Raw genomic sequence first — 20,838 nt, forward strand, 5'->3', positions numbered from 1 at the left:
CATGGTGGCGCGCGCTAGCGTGACCTAAGGAGATAACATGATGCGTAAACTGACAGCGGTGGTATGCCTGTTGGGCGCGATGATTTTGCCCGCTCACGCTGCAGAAGTAGCAGTGTTGGATTGGCGAGCAGCATTGATGAATACCCAGTCCGCACAGGCGTCAATGAGTACTCTGGAAGGGCAAATTGGCAATCAGCAGCGTGAAGCGCAAAACCTGGGTAATGAGTTGCAGCAGCTTCAGCAGCGTTTGCAGAACGAAGGCGAAACGATGGCTCAGTCCCAGCGGGAGTCGCTGATTAGCGAGCTTCAGCAGAAAGGCAGCCGTTTTGAACAGCTTCGCCAGGAAGTAATGCAGGCACAGCAGCGTTCCGAGCAGCAGTTTTTAGAAGGCGCCGAGCCTAAGCTGGAACAAGCGGTAGCAGAAGTGCTGGAACGCCATGGTATTGATGTGCTGGTTGAACCCCAGGGCGTACTGCACTCAGGTGTGGATCTGCCCAATGTGACCGATGAAGTCACCCAGATTTTTGATACCTTGAACTAAATTTAAACGCTAATTGGTGTGGTCAGGCCACACCAACGCTTCCCTGGGCTCCCATGACGCACGCTTCTCATCACTTTACCCTCGCAGACATTGCGCGCCAATTGGGCATTGCCGTCAGCGGTAATGCCCAGCAGCCGATACGCGGCTTGGCGACGCTAAAAGAAGCGCAGCCGGATCAAGTGGCTTTTCTGGCCAATCGTGCCTACCTGAAAGATTTGGCGACGACCAAGGCGGCCGCGGTATTGCTGCACCCTGAGCATGGCAAGCACTGCCCGGTAGCGCGTCTGGAAATCGATAACCCTTACTTGGGCTATGCCAAGCTATCGCAGTTGTTTGACCCACTGCCTGCCCGCGATATCGTCGGTATTCACCCCACCGCCGTCGTGGCGGAAGATGCTCAGCTAGGCGCCGATGTCTGCATTCAAGCTCATGCAGTGATTGAATCAGGCGTGGTGCTGGGCGACCGTGTGGTCATTGGGGCGGGCAGCGTGGTGGGAGCCGATACAATTATCGGCGAAGCAACGCGTCTGCACGCCAATGTCACCCTCTGCCATGGCGTGGTTATCGGTAAACGGGGCATCTTGCAAAGCGGCTGTGTGATTGGCGGCGACGGCTTCGGGTTTGCCCACGATGGCGCTGGCTGGCATAAAATCGCCCAATTGGGGGGCGTAGTGCTTGGCGACGACGTTGAAGTAGGCAGTTGCTCCAGCATCGATCGTGGCGCTTTGGGAGATACGGTGATTGGTGATGACGTCAAAATTGATAGTCAGGTACAAATCGCCCATAACGTCATTATCGGTGACCACAGCGCCTTAGCAGGCTGTGTGGGCATTGCTGGTTCGACCAAGGTCGGTAAGCACTGCATGCTGGGTGGTGGGGTCGGTTTATCCGGTCACCTAACCATTTGCGACGGCGTTCAGGTGACAGGTATGAGCCTTGTCACGAACTCAATCCATGAACCGGGGGTCTACTCATCCGGTACTGGCGCCATGGCTAATGCCCAGTGGCGTAAAAACGCGGTGCGTTTTAAACAGCTTGATGACATCGCTAAGCGCCTGGCTCGATTGGAAAAAAAGCAACGTGAATAGTAACGGCTGCATGACTTTTACCCGCTGCTGGTTTGAGACTAGATAACAGCGGGGTATAATCCACAGCCTTTTAACCAGTGCACGTGCTGGTATTTGCCTGACACTCTTCAGGAGCTGCAGGTTTTTGTTATTTTAGAGGTCGCTACGATGGTTATGGATATCAATGAAATTCGCGAGTACTTGCCCCACCGTTACCCCTTTTTGCTGGTGGATCGAGTAACGCAATTAACCACCGGCGAATCCATCGTTGCGTACAAAAATGTCAGCATTAATGAGCCATTTTTTAACGGCCACTTTCCGCATCACCCGATTATGCCCGGCGTACTGGTGATTGAAGCCCTGGCCCAGGTATGCGGCATTCTCGGTTTTAAAACGGTCAATAAACTGCCTGCCGATGGTTATGTGTACTATCTCGTGGGCAGCGATAAAGTGCGCTTTAAACGCCCGGTAATGCCGGGCGACAAGCTCACCTTAGAGGCCGACGTGATTAGAGGTAAACGGGGTATCTGGAAATTTGCATGCCGTGCCACGGTTGACGGTGAGCTGGCCTGCGAAGCAGAAATTATTTGTGCCGAGAGGAAGGTGGCTTGATACATCCGACTGCACTGGTCGACCCGGCGGCGCGCCTTGCCGACGACGTTGAGGTTGGCCCCTTTAGCATCATTGGCCCCGACGTCACGATCGGCGCGGGCTCCGTGATAGGCCCTCATGTGGTGGTTAAAGGCCCCACCTCGCTAGGCGAACGTACGCGTATCTTTCAGTTTGCCTCGGTAGGTGAAGACTGTCAGGACAAAAAATACGCAGGCGAACCCACGCGGTTAGTGATGGGCGACGATAATGTGGTCCGTGAAGGCGCCACGATTCATCGAGGCACCGTTCAGGATCGCAGCGAAACCACCATTGGTTCGCGCAACCTGTTTATGGCCTACGTGCATGTCGGCCATGACTGCGTGATTGGTAACGACTGCATTTTAGCCAATCAGGTTACCTTGGCGGGCCATGTCACCGTCGGTGATCATGCCATTCTGGGTGGGTTGGCGGCAGTGCATCAGTTCTGTCACTTTGGCGATCACGCCATGGCCGGTGGTGGCTCGATTATCACCAAGGACACACCCGCCTATATCATGATTAATGGCAACCCTGCCGAAGCGCGTGGACTCAACCTAGTGGGCTTAAAGCGCCGCGGCTTTAGCCGCGAAGCAGTTAGCGCCTTAACCACCGCCTATAAAATGGTTTATCGCCAGGGGCTGACTACAGAGCAGGCGCTTGTCGAAATGCGTAGCCGCTTTGATTTGCCCGAGATCGAGCATTTCGCCGCCTCCATTGAGCGTTCTACCCGCGGCATCACCCGTTAACCCATGCTAATCATTTTATGACCCTGCAACGTGTCTATCTCGTGGCTGGGGAACTCTCCGGCGATATCCTCGGCGCTGGGCTGATGCGCGAGCTTAAAGCACGCTACCCTGGCGTCGAGTTTCGTGGCATCGGCGGGCCGCGCATGCAGGCGGAAGGCATGGAGAGCCGCTTCCCTTTAGAGACCCTCGCGGTAATGGGGCTGGTTGAAGTGCTTAAGCATCTCCCCGAACTGATCCGTGTGCGGCGCACCCTAAAAGCCGAAGCGCTGGCCTGGCAGCCGGATATTATGCTCGGCATCGATGCGCCTGATTTCAATTTAGGCCTGGAGCGCCAGCTCCGCGAAACGGGTATTACCACTGCCCATTACGTAAGCCCTTCCGTATGGGCGTGGCGTCAGGGGCGGGTAAAAGGCATCTCTAAATCGGTGGACGGCATGCTGACACTGCTGCCTTTTGAAGCCGCCTTCTATCGCAAACACCGTGTTCCCGTTGCCTTTGTGGGTCACCCTCTGGCCGACGAAATGCCGCTGGAAAATGACCGTATTGCCACCCGTCAGGCGCTGAAGCTGGCGCCGGATAGTCAGGTGTTAGCGCTGCTGCCCGGCTCCCGGGCCAATGAAATTCGCTTTTTGGGTGACACCTTTCTTAACGCTGCCGAACAGCTCTGCCAGCGCCACCCCACGCTGCAAGTGGTGATTCCTGCAGCCACCGCTGATCGCCGCCGGGAAATCAGCGCACTGCTGGCTAGTTACCCGCTGTTGGTTGAGCGTACTGCGCTTTTGGATGGTCAGGCCCGCGAAGCCATGGTGGCGAGCGATGTGGTACTGCTGGCCTCGGGTACCGCCGCGCTGGAAGCCATGTTGTGCCACCGCACCATGCTAGTGGCCTACAAAATGGCCCCAGCCACCCACTGGCTGGCTAAACGAATGGTGAAAACCCAGTGGGTATCGCTACCCAATTTGATTGCCCAGGAGACGCTGGTACCCGAGCTGATTCAAGACGCCGCCTCTCCAGAGGCGATTGCCGACCAGCTCAGCGCTATGTTGGCCGACGAGGCAAGTCGACATGCTTTGGAAACACGCTTTGCCGAGATGCACGCTACGCTCCAGCGTAACGCCAGCCGTCGCGCCGCCGAGGCGATTAACCTGTTGGCCGCGGGTCAGCCGCTGGAGAGTGTTGATGGCCATTGAGCACTGGTTGATCGAGCACAAGGATTTTCCAACGCTGGAAATTGCCTACAGCGGCGAGCGGCTGGCGGGGGTCGATGAAGTAGGCCGAGGGCCGCTGATCGGCAGCGTGGTGGCCGCGGCGGTGATTCTCGACCCCGCTCAGCCGATTGACGGTCTTACCGACTCTAAAAAGTTGACGGCGCGCAGGCGTGAAGCACTGGATACACAAATTCGCGAGCGGGCGCTGGCCTTTGCCGTGGCAGAAGCCAGCGCAGCAGAAGTGGATGCGCTGAATATTTACCACGCCACCCACTTGGCCATGCGTCGAGCCATTGATGCGCTGGCACCGGCGGCGGAATATCTACTCGTGGATGGCAACAAATTACCTGGCCATCTGTTGCCTGGCCAGGCCGTGGTAAAGGGCGATTCACGCCACTGTGCGATTGCCGCGGCGTCGATTTTGGCCAAGGTCGCTCGCGATGCGCAGATGGTCGCCTTGGATGAGTGCTATCCTGAGTATGGTTTTGCGCGCCATAAAGGCTACCCGACCAAAGAGCACCTGACGGCGCTTGCAGCTCACGGGCCACTGGCCGAACATCGTCGTAGCTTCGCGCCTGTGCAGCGTCAGTTGGCGCTGCTTTAACGTATTTTTCTTCACCTAGCGTTTTGCTGAGAGTCTCATGACGGTTCCGTTCGTTCATTTACGTTTGCACAGTGAATATTCCCTGGTCGATGGCTTAGTGAAGCTAAAGTCGCTGGTTAGCACCACGGCTGAACGGGCGATGCCAGCGCTGGCCTTGACCGATGAAACCAACCTGTTCGGCCTGGTGAAGTTCTACAAAGCCGCCCAGGGGGCGGGGTTGAAGCCGATTATTGGCAGCGACTTATGGCTCCATAATCCCCATGACGAGTCCCACCCTTACCGGCTAACGCTGCTGGCGATGAACGATATTGGCTATCGCAACCTGACCGAGTTGATCTCGAAAGGTTGGACGCATGGTCAATGGCAGGGGCGCGCCATTCTCGATAAACAGTGGGTGCTGGAGCAGAGCGAAGGCTTGATTGCGCTTTCCGGCGCGCGGGAGGGTGAGATTGGCCGCCACCTGCTATCTGATCACGAACAGGATGCGCGGGTGCTGCTCGAAGAGTGGCAGGCGGCCTTTCCCGAGCGCTTTTATCTAGAGTTGATTCGCACCGGGCGCCCGCTGGAAGAGGCCTGCGTTCACGCCAGCGTCAAGCTGGCCATTGAAACAGGCACGCCAGTGGTGGCGACCAATGACGTGCGCTTTCTTGAGCGCGAAGATTATTGGGCCCACGAGACCCGCGTCGCCATCGGTGAAGGTAAAGCGCTGGACGACCCACGCCGCGAACGCCGCTACACTGAAGAGCAGTACTTAAAAAGCCCCGACGAGATGGCGGCGCTGTTTGCCGATATCCCCGAAGCGCTGGAAAACAGCGTGATGATCGCCGAGCGCTGCAGCGTGGATGTGCGCCTGGGCGAGATTTTCCTGCCCGAGTTCGGCATTCCCGAAGGGATGACCCAGGATGAGTTCTTCCGCAAAGTATCCCATGACGGTTTAACCGAGCGGTTGGATTTTTTGTTTCCCGCTGAACGCTACCCCCGCGACAGCGAAGAGTACCAGGCGATCGACCAGCGCTACCGCGACCGGCTGGAGTTCGAGCTCAACGTTATTATCCAGATGGGGTTCCCTGGCTACTTCCTGATCGTGATGGACTTCATCCAGTGGGCCAAGGACAACCGCGTACCGGTAGGCCCGGGGCGTGGTTCCGGTGCTGGTTCGCTAGTGGCCTACGCGCAAAAGATCACTGACTTAGACCCGATTGGCTACGACCTGCTGTTCGAGCGCTTTCTTAACCCCGAACGTGTCTCCATGCCCGACTTTGACGTCGACTTCTGCATGGAAAAACGCGACAAGGTGATCGAGTACGTAGCCGAGCGCTACGGGCGCAATGCGGTCTCCCAGATTGTTACTTTTGGCACCATGGCGGCGAAGGCCGTGGTGCGCGACGTCGCCCGTGCCCAAGGCCGTCCGTACTCGCTGGGGGATAAGCTCTCCAAGCTGATTCCCTTTGAAGTAGGCATGACCCTGGCCAAGGCGATTGAGCAGGAACCCGCGCTCAAAGAGTTTATCGGCAACGATGAAGAGGCCGAAGAGATCTGGGAAATGGCGCTCAAGCTTGAGGGCACCACCCGGGGCACCGGCAAGCACGCCGGTGGCGTGGTCATCGCCCCCACCAAACTGACCGATTTCTCACCGCTGCTCTGCGATGAAGATGGCTCCGGCTTGGTGGTACAGTTCGATAAAAACGATATTGAAGAGGCGGGGCTGGTCAAGTTCGACTTCCTGGGCCTGCGGACGCTGACGATTATCGACTGGGCACTAGAGATGGTCGACAAGGTGCGCAGCGTTAACGGCCAGGATCCGCTCAACATCGACAGCATCCCGCTGGACGACGCGCCAACCTTCGAGATGCTCAAGCGCGCTGAAACCACGGCGGTCTTCCAGCTCGAATCCCGCGGCATGAAGGAGCTGATCAAGCGCCTGCTGCCTGACTCCCTGGACGATATGATCGCCCTGGTGGCACTGTTCCGCCCCGGCCCACTGCAGTCGGGCATGGTCGACGACTTTATCAACCGTAAGCACGGCCGGGCCGAAGTCTCTTATCCACACCCGGATTACCAGCACGAGCTGTTGAAACCTGTCTTGGCGCCCACCTACGGCATCATCCTCTACCAAGAGCAGGTCATGCAGATCGCTCAGGTAATGGCAGGCTACAGCCTCGGCCAGGCCGATATGCTGCGCCGTGCCATGGGTAAGAAAAAGCCCGAAGAGATGGCCAAGCAGCGTGACGGCTTTATGGAGGGGTGTGCCGCCAACGGTATCGATAAAGACCTGGCCGGTAACATCTTTGACCTGGTAGAGAAATTCGCCGGTTACGGCTTTAACAAGTCTCACTCGGCTGCCTACGCGCTGGTCTCTTACCAAACCGCGTGGCTGAAAGCCCACTATCCGGGGCCCTTTATGGCCGCCGTTATGTCCACGGAAATGGACAACCTGGATAAAGTGGTGCCGCTGATCGAGGAGTGTCGGAACCTCAAGCTCACCGTAACGCCGCCGAACGTCAACGTCGGTGGTTACAAGTTCACCGTCGATACCGATGCGCGTGTGGTCTATGGGCTAGGCGCCATTCGCGGCGTGGGCGAAGGGCCCATTGGCGCCATTGTCGAAGCCCGCGAGGCAGATGGCCCTTTCAAAGATATCTTTGATTTCTGCCGCCGCATTGATCCCAAGCGGATGAATAAGCGCACCCTGGAGGCGCTGATTCGCTCCGGCGCGCTGGATACTTTAGGCCCCAATCGTGCGGTGCTGTTTGCAGCGATGGAGGACGCGCTAAAAGCCGCTGCCCAAAACCACGCCAATCAGAATCTGGGCATGCTGGATATGTTTGGTGATGCGTTCGCCGCGGCCGATGAAAGTGACGATGACAGCAACGTTTACGCCGAATACATCAACGCCCGTGAGTGGACCGATCGCGAACGGCTCTCAGGGGAGAAAGATACCCTGGGGCTTTACCTGACAGGGCACCCGATCGACGAGTACGAGCGGGAGCTAAAACGTTTTGTCTCCACGCGGATCAGCGATTTAAAACCTTCTCGTGACCCCCAGCGCGTTGCTGGGCTAGTGGTCGGCGTGCGCACTATGAAGTCCAAGCGTGGTGATACCATGGCGTTTATCACCCTGGATGACCGCACCGGGCGTATTGAAGCTTCGCTGTTTGGGGAGCTATTCGAGCAACTACGCGGTCAGATTGAGGCTGATCAGGTACTCATCGTTGAGGGCGAAGTCTCCAGCGACGAATACTCTGGTGGCCTGCGCCTACGCGGTAAAGACGTTACACCAATGGTGACGGCGCGCATTCGCTACGGCCAAGCCGTGGAACTGGCATTGGACGCGGGGCAGATCAATGGCCGCTTAATTGAAACCCTGCGCGACAGCCTGACGCCGTATCGCGATCAAGAGGGGTTGCCGGTGCGCCTGCAGTACCGCCACCCAGCGGCAGTGGCTTGGCTGGAACTTGCCGATGAGTGGAAAGTCGCACCGAGCGACGACTTACTGCTGGCGCTGCAGGATGTCCAGGGTCAGACAGGCGTACAGCTACGCTATCGATAGCTGACGATACGTCACTAAACTATCGGAAGAGGGCAGGTTGAAGCGAGGGTCTTTCGGCCAGGGCCGGAAAATGTTCCTGACAATTCCGGCATTTCCGCCATCCATGGCGGTCAGATGGCGAAAGTAGCGCCCAAGGATGGGTTCACAGCGCCCTCGCGGAGACCTGCCCTCGTGAGATTGCACTCTGTGCATAAGTGAGCCCACCTTGCGTGGCAGGGTCAGGGTGCGATAATACTTATTTTGATCAGGCTTGTTTTTGACAGGCAGCTTACAGGCAGAGCCGATGAATCCTAATTATCTCGATTTTGAACAGCCGATTGCCGAACTTCAGGCAAAAATTGAGGAGCTGCGTCTAGTCAGCTCCGATAGCCAAGTCAACCTTTCCGACGAGATCGCTCGGCTGGAAGAGAAGAGCCGCAAGCTGACGGAATCGATCTTCAAGGATTTGACTCCCTGGCAGGTTTCTCAGCTATCACGGCACCCTCAGCGTCCCTACACGTTGGACTACCTCGAACACATCTTCACCGACTTTGACGAGCTGCACGGTGATCGCAACTTCGCCGATGATGCCGCGCTGGTAGGTGGCATTGCGCGGTTGAATGATGCACCAGTGATGGTGATTGGCCATCAAAAAGGCCGCGATGTAAAAGAGAAAGTGCGCCGCAACTTCGGTATGCCGCGCCCAGAAGGCTACCGCAAAGCGTGCCGTCTGATGGAGATGGCCGAGCGCTTTAAAATGCCGATCCTGACCTTTATCGATACCCCCGGTGCCTATCCCGGTATCGACGCCGAAGAGCGCGGTCAGTCAGAGGCTATCGCCTATAATCTGGCCGTTATGTCGCGACTGAAAACACCGATTATCTCCACCGTGGTGGGCGAGGGCGGCTCCGGCGGCGCGCTGGCAATTGGCGTCTGCGACGAACTGCAAATGCTGCAGTATTCGACCTACTCGGTGATCTCACCGGAAGGCTGCGCATCGATCTTATGGAAAAGCGCTGAAAAAGCCTCTGACGCCGCTCAGGCTATGGGCATTACCGCCGAGCGACTGAAAGAGCTGGGTTTCGTCGATTCGCTGATCAAAGAGCCGCTCGGTGGTTCCCACCGTCACCCGCTAACCACTGCTGAGCGGGTCAAAGAGGCGCTTACCGCGAGCTTGGGGCGTCTGCAGTCAATGGACACTGACGCTCTGCTGGAGCGTCGCTACAAGCGTTTAATGAGCTATGGCGCCCCAGCCGCTTAATACGCTGCAACGCTTGCTCAACGACGCCCTGGCGGAAACCCCGCCGGGGCGCTCTATTTGGGTGGCACTCTCAGGTGGTTTGGACTCCTGCCTGCTGCTCGCGTTAGCCGCACGGGCCTGCGAACAAGCAGACCGCCATTTGCGGGCTATCCACATTAACCACGGCCTACAGGCAGCAGCGCAGACGTTCGAGGCGCACTGCCGGGATATGTGTGTGCGTTTGAACGTGCCGCTGACCGTGGTCAATGTGACGGTAGATGCACAAGGTGAAGGCATCGAAGGCGCCGCTCGCAACGCCCGCTATGAGGCTTTTTTGGCCACCATTCCCACTGGCGATACGCTCTGGCTGGCCCAGCACCAGGATGATCAGGCGGAAACCTTTCTGCTCGCCGCTCTGCGCGGCAGCGGGCTACGCGGCCTGGCCGGTATGCCCTATCGCCGGGAGGCCCAAAGTACCACCTTGGTGCGTCCCTGGCTCTCCGTGCGCCGAGCTGAACTTGAAGCTGCGGCTGGGCTGCTTGAGTTGCGCTGGTGCGAAGATCCCACCAATCAAGATATTCGCTTTGATCGCAACCGCCTGCGCCATCGAATATTGCCAGCATTGCGCGAGCGCTGGCCCACAGCCGTCGCTGCTTTAGCCAATAGCGCAACCAACGCCGGTGACGCAGATGCGGTGCTTAGCGAGTATTTAGCAGCCGAGCTAAACGAGCTCGTCACCGGAGAAGGGCAGATAGATGCGAGCGCACTTAGTCAGCGCTCCCGTCCCCGCCAGCGGCTGCTGGTGCGTACTCTTTGCCAACAGCAAGGCTTGCCAACACCGCCCCAGAAGCGTTTAGAGAGCCTGCTGGATCAATTGAATGCCAAGGCGGGTGCCGCGGTGTGCGTTGAGTGGCCGGGTGCTCAGGCGCGCCTATGGCGCCAGCGGCTCTATCTGATGGTGCCTTTTGAAGCGTTATCGTCGTGGGAGGTTAGCTGGGATGGTCAAACGCCACTGGAAACGCCTATCGGGCCGCTAGGGTGGCAGGTGGCCTCATTACAAGAGCCGTCTCAACCGCTGAGAGCGACCTGGCGACAAGGTGGGGAGGTTATTCAACTGCCTAAACGAGGGCGGCGCGACCTAAAGCGGTTGCTACAAGAGGCGGATATGCCGCCCTGGGAGCGCCAGCGGCTGGTGGTTATCATGCAGGGTGAGGCGTGTATCGGGGTGGTTTGTCCCCCTGCTCAGCTGTTATGGCAGGCAGAGGGCGTTTGCTTTACACGTCTGACTTCGCCTGCTTAACGATCAGCTTAAAACCGGCGGCTTCCATAAACGCCTGCTCCTGTTCCAGGTCGGTACTCAGCAGGGTGGGTTCATCGCTGGCAGGCAGCGTGATCGTCAAGCTATCGCTGTCAGCGCTTATTTCCGGTAGCGAGGGCGCGGTTTCCGGGCGGGAATGGTTGAGCAAAACGGCTAAACGCAGCAGTCGGGCGAGCTTCTGGGTCGTCTCCTGTTGCGCTTCCGGCAGGGCCTGCCACTCCTTGAGCGGAAATTTACGCCGGTGCGCGCGCACTAAAAACGCCAGTTGGCGCTGTTCAGGGCGTGAAAAACCCGCGAGATCCGAATGCTCCAGCAGGTAGGCGCCGTGGCGATGAAACTGGCTGTGAGAGATCGCCAGGCCGATTTCATGCACGTGGCTAGCCCACTGCAAATAGCGCCCTTGGTCAAGGTTTAGCGACCACGCATGGCGTACCTGCTGAAACAGCCGCTCGGCAGTGTCGGCGACGTTAAGCCCTTGGCGGGTATCAACATCGTAAGTGCGCTGTAGCGACTCCAGGCTTTTCGAGCGCGAGTCTTCGGCGGTATTGCGCCCGGCCATATCGTAGAGCACGCCTTCACGCAGCGCCCCATCGGCAAAACGCATTTGGGTTAAATCAAAGGCTTCAAAAATCGCCCCAAGAATGGCAATCCCCGCCGGGAAAACTTTGGCACGGTCAGCCTTGAGGCCCTCCAGCGCGACTTTATCCAGTTGCTTGCACTTCAGCAGCCGTTCGCGCAGCTTCTTTAAACCGGCGCGAGTGATAACACCCTCGTGGGGCGTATCGCCATAGGCATGCAACACGCTGGCGGCGGCCTTGATCGTGCCGCTGGAGCCGACTGGGTCGTCCCAGCCCAGGCGTTGATAGGGGCGCTGAATGTTGGCGAGCTCTGAAAGAGCGGCGAGCTCGGCGCGGCGCATACGTTTTTCGTTCAACTCGCCGTCGGAGAAGAAGCGTCGGGAAAATGTCACGCAGCCCATGCGCAGGCTCTCCAGCGCTTTGGGCTCAAAAGCTTCACCAATAATGAATTCGGTCGAGCCGCCGCCAATATCGACGATTAATCGGCGGCCATTTTCGGCCAGCGCGTGGGCGGCGCCTAAATAAATCAGCCGAGCCTCTTCGCGGCCGGCGATAATTTCGATGGCGTGGCCTAATTGTGCTTCGGCGCGTTCGATAAATGTTTGGCTATTATCGGCATCGCGTAGCGCATTAGTGCCGACAATGCGCAAATTGGCGTTGGTGATATCGCTTAAAAACGGCGCGAAGCGGCCCAGGCAGTCTAGTGCGCGTTGCATTGCCTCTTCGCTGAGCAGGCCATCATCGTCTAAACCCGCGGCGAGCTGCACCTTTTCGCCCAATCGGGCCACCACCTGGAGGCGTTCATGCTGGTAATTGGCCACCAGTAGATGAAAGCTGTTGGAACCCAGGTCTATAGCGGCGAAGCGCTGCGGCGCACCGCTGTCTACCTCAGCGGGAGCGGTGGCAATGGGGAGCGAAATGTCCTTGGGCATGAGCTTTCCTTCGTGTTGGCTGTGCCAAGGTTGCGGCGACCTTTATCTATTGTCAATTGCTAGACACCTAAAGGCTTGCGTTTGTCGCGGCGCTTGACTACCATCGAGCTACTGGCCTGATCTGACCTGGTTAGTTAGCGTGTCCACAAGTACTTCGCAGCTGAGATGAGTCGCTGTTTAGATAAATCATCTTGCATGCGTCGTGCAAGTACGGCACCTTGGTCGCCCCAGACGTTATTCACTGTTTATCCCGTTAGCGTCAGCCAGAATTCCAAGTCGTCAGATAGCCCACTGGTTCAACCACTTTCCTGGGGTAGCCAGATTAAACAAGTGTTAGCACCCTCGAGTTGAGTCTTAATAACAACAAGCAGCAGCGTTGTTAGTTAAGTCCAACGCCGTTCCTTTCATCTTCGAGCGCGTGCCTTTACCGGGGTCTGAACGCATCACACGGCGTCACTTTCACGCCTCCTGTCTTATTCCCGGCGCCTGGCGCCCAGCTTCCATGAGCAACTTTCTAACACACCGATGAATCTCACTGAACTCAAGCAAAAAACCGTTCCCGAGCTCCTCGATATCGCCCGTGAAATGGGTATTGATAACTTGGCCCGTTCGCGCAAGCAGGACATCATTTTCGCCATCCTCAAGAAACACGCCAAAAGTGGCGAGGATATCTATGGCGACGGTGTGCTGGAAATTCTTCAGGATGGCTTCGGCTTCCTGCGTAGCGCTGACAGCTCCTATCTCGCCGGTCCCGACGATATCTACATATCGCCTTCGCAGATCCGCCGTTTCAATCTGCGCAAGGGTGACTCCATTTCCGGCAAAATCCGTCCGCCGAAGGAGGGTGAACGCTACTTCGCCCTGCTGAAGGTCAGTCAAATCAACTTTGACCGTCCGGAAAATGCCAAGCACAAGATCCTGTTTGAGAACTTAACGCCGCTGTTCCCAGACGATCGCATGCGTATGGAGATCGGTAACGGCTCCACGGAAGACCTTACCGCGCGGATCATCGATCTAACCGCGCCGATCGGTAAAGGCCAACGTGGTTTGCTGGTATCGCCGCCCAAGGCGGGTAAAACGCTGATGTTGCAAAACATCGCGACCTCCATCACGCGCAACAACCCAGAGTGTCATCTGATCGTACTGCTGATCGATGAGCGCCCTGAGGAAGTCACCGAAATGTCGCGCACCGTGCGTGGCGAAGTCGTGGCGTCAACCTTCGATGAGCCGCCAGCGCGTCACGTGCAAGTCGCTGAAATGGTTATCGAGAAAGCCAAGCGTTTGGTTGAGCACAAGAAAGACGTGGTCATTCTGCTCGACTCGATTACTCGCTTGGCGCGTGCTTACAACACCGTGGTGCCCAGCTCTGGCAAAGTGCTCACCGGTGGTGTCGATGCCCACGCCCTTGAGAAGCCAAAACGCTTCTTTGGTGCGGCGCGTAATATCGAAGAGGGCGGCAGCCTGACGATTATCGCCACGGCGCTGGTCGATACTGGCTCCAAAATGGACGAAGTCATCTTCGAAGAGTTCAAGGGTACCGGTAACATGGAAGCCCACCTGGATCGCAAGCTGGCTGAGCGTCGTGTATTCCCGGCGATCAATATCCGTCGCAGTGGCACCCGTCGTGAAGACCTGCTGGCTTCTGAGGATGAAATGCAGCGCATGTGGATTTTGCGCAAGCTGCTCAATCCGATGGAAGACACCGCCGCCACTGAATTCCTGATTGACCGTCTGAAAGATACCAAGACCAATCTTGAGTTCTTTGAAGCGATGAAGCGCCGCTAGCTTGTGGTGTAAAAAAGAGCGCCGCTAACGCGGCGCATTCGCCAGCCAGGGAGCGTGCCTTGAAGTACAAAGACTTGCGTGAGTTCATCGCGGCGCTTGAAGCCCAGGGTGAACTCAAGCGTATTCATGTCGAAGTCGATCCTTACCTGGAAATCACCGAAATTTGCGACCGCACGCTGCGTGTCGGTGGCCCGGCGTTGCTGTTTGAAAACGTCAAAGGCCACGACATGCCGCTGTTGGGCAACCTGTTTGGCACCCCTAAACGGGTTGCGCTAGGCATGGGCCAAGAATCGGTAGAAGCGCTCAGAGAAGTGGGTAAGCTGTTGGCGTTTCTCAAAGAGCCTGATCCGCCGAAAGGCTTGAAAGACGCCTGGGACAAGCTGCCGATCTTCAAGCAAGTACTCAGCATGGGGCCGAAAAACGTCAAGCATGCGCCGGTACAGGAAGTGGTGTATGAAGACGACGAGGTCGATCTCGGCCTGCTGCCGATTCAGCACTGCTGGCCTGGCGATGCGGGGCCACTGGTCACCTGGCCACTGGTGATTACCAAAGGGCCGCACAAGAAGCGCCAGAACCTAGGGATTTACCGTCAGCAGAAGATTGGCAAGAACCGCCTGATCATGCGCTGGCTCTCCCATCGTGGCGGCGCGCTGGATTTTCTGGAGTTCCAGAAAGCCCACCCAGGCGAGCCTTTCCCGGTTGCGGTGGCGCTTGGCGCTGACCCGGCGACGATTTTGGGCGCCGTCACCCCCGTGCCGGATTCGCTTTCAGAATACGCCTTTGCGGGCCTACTGCGCGGTTCGCGTACCGAGCTGGTGAAGTGCGGTCATGCGGATCTTGATGTGCCCGCGTCCAGCGAGATTATCCTCGAAGGCTTTATCTATCCCGATGATATGGCGGCGGAAGGCCCCTTTGGTGACCACACCGGTTACTACAATGAGGTCGACCACTTCCCGGTGTTTACCATCACGCGGATGACCATGCGCCGTGATGCGATCTATCACTCGACCTATACGGGACGTCCGCCGGATGAGCCGGCGATTCTCGGTGTGGCGCTGAATGAAGTCTTTGTGCCCATTCTGTGTAAGCAGTTTCCCGAAATCGTCGACTTCTACCTGCCACCGGAAGGCTGCTCTTACCGTATGGCAGTGGTCACCATGAAGAAGCAGTACCCCGGCCACGCCAAGCGCGTGATGATGGGGGTATGGAGCTTTCTGCGTCAGTTTATGTACACCAAGTTTGTGATTGTGCTGGATGACGACGTGGACGCACGCAATTGGGAAGATGTTATCTGGGCGATCACCACCCGGATGGATCCCGCGCGGGATACTGTAATGGTCGAAAATACCCCCATTGATTATCTCGATTTCGCTTCGCCGGTCTCAGGTCTTGGCTCGAAAATGGGGCTTGATGCCACCAATAAGTGGCCAGGAGAAACTGACCGTGAATGGGGCACCCCGATTGTGATGGACGATGCCGTTAAAGCGCGCGTGGATGAACGCTGGGAAGCGCTGGGGATTGGTCTTGAATTGCCGCCCTCTCGCCGCTGAATGCGATGTATCGCTGACCAAATTTGTAAAAAGAGGCTTTCATGAGTGCAAGGACGTTGACTTGCCAAGTCACCGAGGTTGAGAACTTAAGCCCCGATGTGTTTGGCGTGACGCTAACTGGGCGCGCCGAAGCCATGCAGCATGCGCCGGGGCAATATTTAGAGCTTAAGCTGGATGACACCACCTGGGTGCCGTTTTCGATCGCCAGTGCCGATCGCAGCGATGGTGTTATCGAGCTGCATATTCAACACTGGCCGGAGCGGGATAACTCAGCGCGGCTGCGGGAACTGCTGCAGGTAGCCAATCAGCTCACGCTGCGTTTGCCCGGCGGTGAGTGCGTGCTTGATCGTGAGAGCGAAAGACCGCTGCTGCTGATTGCAGCAGGAACCGGTTTCTCCCAGATGAAAGCCATTGTCGAAGCGGTACTGCATGAACAGCCCGAACGAGAAATTTCGCTGTGGTGGGCCGCCCGCGAACACCGCGACCTCTATTTAGAGCAACTGGCCAGCCAGTGGGCGCAAACCCACGCCAATGTCTGCTTTCATGCGGTAACCGAATCGCCCTTGGAAGAGCCGTTAGCAGCGGGCGAGCGGATTGCCCATCACCTGGGTCGTATTGATCAGGTGTTGAAAACCGCAGATATCACGCCAGAAACCCATGATGTTTATATCTCGGGTTCGCCCAACATGGTCTACGCCTGCCTGGATGTGCTCGACACAAAAGGCATAAAGCTTGAGCGGGTGTTTTCGGATGTGTTTGCCTACGCACCCCGTTCTACTTAATATGACCGCAGCGTTGTAACGCTCCCCCTGATATAGCGTTGTCAAAAAAGGAGGCTAACATGGCCCAACACGACGAAAACTTTAAAGACGATTCTGGTTTCCTGTCCATCTTTCTAGGCTTGGTGGTGCTGGTTAGCATGAGCGCGCTGCCCGCTACTATTGGTTGGGTACAAGCTTTTAGCGGTTGAGTGTTGCCATTTGCAGCGCTTGCAGGCAGGATAAAACGACAACGCCATGGCGGCAGCCCTGTCAAACGATTCACTGGGGCTAGTTATTGCCAGCGTAACTAACAGAATCTAGCGGAATATGGGCATGCAACGACTAACCACACCACATACAGTGAACCCACAACCAGAATTGGTTGGTGGTTTTGCGTTTTATGGGTATTGGTTTAGCCACGGTGTGCCCCTGGCCGACGCCTAACGTCGCGCCACCAGGCACACCACTCGGTTGCCTGCCGCAAGCACAGAAGCCCCGGTCGGTAACCCCGTCGGGGCTTCTGGCGTTTTGGGGCCCCAGCGATTTATAGACTGAGCGATTTTCGGCAATAGTTATTCACCATTATTTCATCAAGGAGCAGCATCATGATTTATCGCGCACTGACTAACGCTTTCGCTACCAGCTTTGTGGGTTATGGCTATAGCTGGCGATTTAGCGACGCGCGGTCGGTGCTAGCTGCCACCTCCGACCGTGTTCACTTGGGTGGTCACACAACCATACGATGTCACACGATTGCGGAGAATTAATCATGAATGCGCCTGTCAGCCCTGTTATTAATAAAACCGTTGTATCCACTGCCCATGCTACTTCCCGGCTAACGCCTTCAGCGCCTGAGCCCAGTGCAAAGCGGCTGCCTACCCCCGCCGAACTCAGACAACGTATCTCGTTAAGCGCCCCGCTAAGTGAGCAAATTGCCCGCCAGCGACACGCCGTACAGCAAATTTTGAGTGGTCACGATGACCGCCTGCTCGTTGTCGTTGGCCCTTGCTCCGTTCACGACCCAGATGCAGCGCTGGAATACGCCGACCGCCTGGCTGCATTAAGCGAAGAGATCAGCGAACGTATTTTGCCGGTCATGCGCGTCTACGTTGAAAAGCCGCGCACCACTGTGGGCTGGAAAGGGCTGGCCTACGACCCAGGCTTGGATGGCAGCGGTGATATGCCGCGCGGTTTGGCGCTTTCTCGTGAACTGATGCATGCCGTAGCCGCTCGCGGCTTGCCGGTGGCTACCGAGCTTTTACAACCGATGCTGGCACACTACGTAGACGATTTACTAAGCTGGGTAGCGATTGGCGCACGCACCACCGAGTCGCAGTTGCACCGTGAGCTGGCCAGTGATTTGTCAGCGGCGGTGGGGTTCAAAAATGCCACCAGTGGCGATGTACAAGTGGCTATCGATGCCATGAGTGCGGCGGCCCACCCGCACCAGCGTTTCGCGGTAGACCCGCAAGGCTACCCGATCGTCCAGCAAACTGCAGGCAACCCGCACACCCACGTGGTGCTGCGTGGCGGGCACGGCGAGCCGAACTATCAGGCGCAACATGTACGCGCGGCAACCACCGCGCTGCGTAATGCCGGGCAAAACCCACGGCTAATGGTGGATTGCAGCCATGCCAATGCGCGTAAAGACCATCGCCGCCAGAGTGAAGTGATGCTGGATGTATTGGCGCAGCGTCAGGCAGGCGAAGCCAACCTGGTCGCGCTGATGCTGGAAAGTCACCTGTTCGAAGGCAAGCAGCCGCTCAAGCCTGGCGCCATGCGCTACGGCGTATCGGTCACCGACGCCTGCGTGGGCTGGGAAACGACCGAACACTTACTTAAAACGGCTGCAGAGCGTTTGGCGTAATTGCATTTGTAAAACGCTATTACTTGTTTGCCCTGGCCAGCCCCGTATCATAGGACATTTGCAGCGATAATGAGGCTGGCCATGGTATTTACCCTAGAACATCACGACCCCGAGACCTACCGCCGCAAAGCCCGCATGATCAGCTTTGCCATGGCGGGGCAACTGATTATTTTTGGCCTCCTGTTCTCAATGCTCCTTACCTCCACCTTTGGCAGCAGCCTATGGCTCAATGCCCTAGGCGTGCTACTTGGGCTATTGGCCACCAGCGCGCTATTTGCCGTGTTGCGTGAGCGCCCATGGATGACGGAGGTGCGCTATGTCTGGCAACTCAAACATCATTTGTCGCAAGTCAGTGGCTATCTTTCGCAACTGCGCAAAGCGGTGGAAGAGAGCAACCGCACGGCGCTGGATCTGCTCACTTTCTATCACCAGGGCATGGCGCAGTTGGCGGAGCTCAATGGGCGCACCACCGATGACGACGCCGAACGGCTAGCGGAAAAAATGCAGGTTAAAATCAAGCGCGAAGAGCTGGGGTTGCCCCCGCAGGTGGAAAGTATCGATACGCACGATCTGCAGGCGTTCAAACGCGGGTAAGAAGTTCAGCAAGCAATAGAATTAGTTATATAGGGAGCATGACATATGAATACGTTAAAAGCATGGGGTGGGGCCATCGCCGCAGTCGGTATGATGGTGGTACTCGGGGGGTGTGCAGCCACGCCCTCCACAGAAACTAAAGCCGCTAACCAAGCAACGCTGGATAACCGGGCACCCTTTCTGCCCTCGGCGCTTTTTCCCGGCTCTGCCCAGCGTTTTGATGCGTGGCACTGCGAACCCGCTCAGCAGCACTTAGTGGCTGCCACCAACGCCAACGATTTGCGCCTATGGTCGCTGCACGGCGCATGGCGGTTGCCCCAAGCCGTCGTGGCCAGCGGCGCCCGTTACCAAGATGGTGAGATCAGCTTCTGGAACCGGGGTGACGAGGCGCTAGTGGAAACGCCACGAGGGCAGCTGCAGTGCTCGTTGGCCGAGCAGCGTGACGCCTTAACCCGAGCTGAAAAGCCCGGCGTGATGTTCTTTGGTCAGGGTAACGAACCGGGCTGGACGGTTGCGTTAGCAAATGACACGCCGACACTGACGATGGAAACGAACTACGGGGAAGAGCGTCTCCAGCTACCTTATATGGTTAGTGTGATGGACAATGAAGCTGGTCGAGTCGTGATTGAAAACGCTGACGTGGAGCCCTTTTTCCGCGTGCGTATCGATGCTGGGGCCTGTTTCGATAATATGAGCGGCAAGCCTTTTCCCGCGCGCGTTACGCTGACCTATGGTGGGGAGCAGTATAGCGGCTGTGGCCAAGGTATTGCTCCCTAGACGTCCTTGATGAAGCGCTAGCTCAGCAGCGATAAACCACACGCTCGGCCCGCCACTCATGCGCCTCGAAATCGCTGGCGCACAGGGCCGAGGTGTTACCTGCGGCACGAGCGGCGAGGCGCGATAGCGTTTGCATCTGAATACCGCGGGTACTCTCCAACTGTTCGCTTACCGCAAGCGGTACCCAGTGTTCTTCCTCTAACGTTGCCAGGGTAAAGCTAAACGGATGGAAGCCTGGGAAGCCGAGCCGAATATCGGTGGCGATCAGCGTCTCTTTTCCTTCTAGCAGCCGCGTTTCATAGCGTAAAAAAGAACCCGCAAACCACATTAAACGCTCTCCCTGTTGGCTGGCCAGGGCGAACGTCTCTAGCCCAGCGTTACGAATTAATGGTTCGAAACGCGGTTGACGGTCGCCGTCAAACACACTAATCAGGCTTTCATGGTAGCGATCCCCGTCGATCACCGTGGCGCGCCATAGCACAATGTTAAACGGCGTTGGCTGTATCAGTAGCGGAGCCTCTTCAAGACCCTGTTCTGCCAGGGCAGGGGCAAGACGTTGCTCTACCACTAATTTCGCCCCTGCTGCCATCATTAGGTAAACACTTGTGATGACCAGTCCCCATGTGCAGGCTTTACGTACCCGCTGAGAGACCAAGGCAACGCCCAAGGTAAATAGCAGCGGCAGTGTATAGAGCGGATCGATAATAAAAATAATCGGCCACGCGGTGGGAGCGAGATCAAGAGGCCAAAGCAACTGGGTGCCGTAAGTAGTTAGTGCATCAAGCAAAGGATGGGTAATCAGAATAAGAGCAAAAAAGCACCACCAGCGGGGTAGGCTAATATCTTTTGCAGGAGCAAATCGTGTGCATAGCAGCGCCAACAGGGTGGCTAACCCTGTTAGTACAAAAAGCGAATGGCTAAAACCGCGATGCTCGGTGACATTGGCGACGGCGTCGCCATAATCCAGCGCTACATCAAAATCGGGCAGGGTGCCGAGTACGGCACCGATAAGGATGGCCTTGCGGCCAAGGCGGCGGCCCAGTACGGCCCCGCCAATGGCTGCGCCAAGCGCGGCTTGAGTGACTGAATCCACAGGTTTCTCCGACGGGTA

18 protein-coding genes are annotated in these 20,838 nt (G+C 57.2%); 16 read left to right on the forward strand and 2 right to left on the reverse strand.

Translation table 11 applies throughout. The features are described from left to right. Nucleotides 1–40 precede the first annotated feature (40 nt). From LMS44_RS02415 to tilS, 9 genes are all read left to right on the forward strand, one after another. The gene (locus LMS44_RS02415) at nucleotides 41–541 is read left to right on the forward strand and encodes an OmpH/Skp family outer membrane protein (protein ID WP_027957768.1); all 501 of its coding nucleotides are present in this window, start codon (nucleotides 41–43) and stop codon (nucleotides 539–541) included. A gap of 53 nt (nucleotides 542–594) precedes the next feature. Continuing rightward, nucleotides 595–1,629, forward strand: a complete 1,035-nt coding sequence (gene lpxD, locus LMS44_RS02420; protein WP_009288490.1) for a UDP-3-O-(3-hydroxymyristoyl)glucosamine N-acyltransferase — start codon at nucleotides 595–597, stop codon at nucleotides 1,627–1,629. A 147-nt stretch (nucleotides 1,630–1,776) separates the two neighbouring features. Further along, entirely contained in the window at nucleotides 1,777–2,220 is a 444-nt protein-coding gene (gene fabZ, locus LMS44_RS02425) for a 3-hydroxyacyl-ACP dehydratase FabZ (RefSeq protein ID WP_022520189.1), read from the forward strand. Continuing rightward, nucleotides 2,217–2,984, forward strand: a complete 768-nt coding sequence (gene lpxA / locus LMS44_RS02430) for an acyl-ACP--UDP-N-acetylglucosamine O-acyltransferase (protein ID WP_022520188.1) — start codon at nucleotides 2,217–2,219, stop codon at nucleotides 2,982–2,984. Before fabZ ends, lpxA begins: the two co-directional genes overlap by 4 nt. 17 nt (nucleotides 2,985–3,001) lie before the next feature. Next, entirely contained in the window at nucleotides 3,002–4,174 is a 1,173-nt protein-coding gene (gene lpxB / locus LMS44_RS02435; protein WP_159175996.1) for a lipid-A-disaccharide synthase, read from the forward strand. Then, entirely contained in the window at nucleotides 4,164–4,796 is a 633-nt protein-coding gene (gene rnhB / locus LMS44_RS02440; protein ID WP_027957771.1) for a ribonuclease HII, read from the forward strand. The genes lpxB and rnhB overlap by 11 nt, the downstream gene beginning before the upstream one ends. Before the next feature lie 37 nt (nucleotides 4,797–4,833). After that, a complete protein-coding gene (gene dnaE, locus LMS44_RS02445; protein ID WP_498946740.1) occupies nucleotides 4,834–8,346 on the forward strand; it encodes a DNA polymerase III subunit alpha in 3,513 nt (1,170 codons plus the stop codon). A gap of 283 nt (nucleotides 8,347–8,629) precedes the next feature. Next, nucleotides 8,630–9,586, forward strand: a complete 957-nt coding sequence (gene accA, locus LMS44_RS02450; RefSeq protein WP_022520184.1) for an acetyl-CoA carboxylase carboxyl transferase subunit alpha — start codon at nucleotides 8,630–8,632, stop codon at nucleotides 9,584–9,586. Further along, on the forward strand, nucleotides 9,567–10,865 hold the full coding sequence (gene tilS / locus LMS44_RS02455; RefSeq protein WP_041157520.1) for a tRNA lysidine(34) synthetase TilS: 1,299 nt from the start codon (nucleotides 9,567–9,569) through the stop codon (nucleotides 10,863–10,865). The genes accA and tilS overlap by 20 nt, the downstream gene beginning before the upstream one ends. On the opposite strand, the gene ppx is transcribed toward tilS, so the two are convergent. Then, nucleotides 10,840–12,393, reverse strand: coding sequence for an exopolyphosphatase (ppx, locus tag LMS44_RS02460; RefSeq protein WP_141440057.1), 1,554 nt, complete (start codon nucleotides 12,391–12,393; stop codon nucleotides 10,840–10,842). The genes tilS and ppx overlap by 26 nt on opposite strands. Before the next feature lie 525 nt (nucleotides 12,394–12,918). On the opposite strand from ppx, the gene rho reads away from it, so the two are divergent. The 7 genes from rho to LMS44_RS02495 all read left to right on the forward strand — a co-directional run bounded on the left by rho (nucleotide 12,919) and on the right by LMS44_RS02495 (nucleotide 19,727). After that, nucleotides 12,919–14,178 (forward strand): transcription termination factor Rho, encoded by a 1,260-nt coding sequence (gene rho, locus LMS44_RS02465; RefSeq protein ID WP_007111700.1) that lies wholly within the window; start codon nucleotides 12,919–12,921, stop codon nucleotides 14,176–14,178. A gap of 59 nt (nucleotides 14,179–14,237) precedes the next feature. Next, on the forward strand, nucleotides 14,238–15,728 hold the full coding sequence (ubiD, locus tag LMS44_RS02470) for a 4-hydroxy-3-polyprenylbenzoate decarboxylase (protein WP_278370518.1): 1,491 nt from the start codon (nucleotides 14,238–14,240) through the stop codon (nucleotides 15,726–15,728). 41 nt (nucleotides 15,729–15,769) lie between these two features. Next, entirely contained in the window at nucleotides 15,770–16,510 is a 741-nt protein-coding gene (locus LMS44_RS02475; protein ID WP_027957775.1) for an FAD-binding oxidoreductase, read from the forward strand. 59 nt (nucleotides 16,511–16,569) lie between these two features. After that, nucleotides 16,570–16,698, forward strand: a complete 129-nt coding sequence (locus tag LMS44_RS02480) for a hypothetical protein (RefSeq protein ID WP_261377686.1) — start codon at nucleotides 16,570–16,572, stop codon at nucleotides 16,696–16,698. A gap of 560 nt (nucleotides 16,699–17,258) precedes the next feature. Next, nucleotides 17,259–18,356 (forward strand): 3-deoxy-7-phosphoheptulonate synthase, encoded by a 1,098-nt coding sequence (locus tag LMS44_RS02485; RefSeq protein ID WP_027957776.1) that lies wholly within the window; start codon nucleotides 17,259–17,261, stop codon nucleotides 18,354–18,356. 81 nt (nucleotides 18,357–18,437) lie between these two features. After that, the gene (locus LMS44_RS02490) at nucleotides 18,438–18,950 is read left to right on the forward strand and encodes a DUF3087 family protein (protein WP_022520177.1); all 513 of its coding nucleotides are present in this window, start codon (nucleotides 18,438–18,440) and stop codon (nucleotides 18,948–18,950) included. Nucleotides 18,951–18,995: 45 nt separating this feature from the next. Further along, complete coding sequence (locus LMS44_RS02495; protein WP_009288499.1) at nucleotides 18,996–19,727, forward strand: MliC family protein; 732 nt, start codon at nucleotides 18,996–18,998, stop codon at nucleotides 19,725–19,727. Nucleotides 19,728–19,749: 22 nt separating this feature from the next. Here the strand turns inward: LMS44_RS02495 and LMS44_RS02500 are convergent, their stop codons facing one another. Further along, complete coding sequence (locus LMS44_RS02500; RefSeq protein WP_138800405.1) at nucleotides 19,750–20,820, reverse strand: metal-dependent hydrolase; 1,071 nt, start codon at nucleotides 20,818–20,820, stop codon at nucleotides 19,750–19,752. Nucleotides 20,821–20,838: the final 18 nt, after the last annotated feature.

Origin of the sequence: Halomonas profundus (assembly GCF_020865425.1) — a bacterium.
Taxonomy (GTDB): Bacteria; Pseudomonadota; Gammaproteobacteria; order Pseudomonadales; family Halomonadaceae; genus Vreelandella; species Vreelandella titanicae.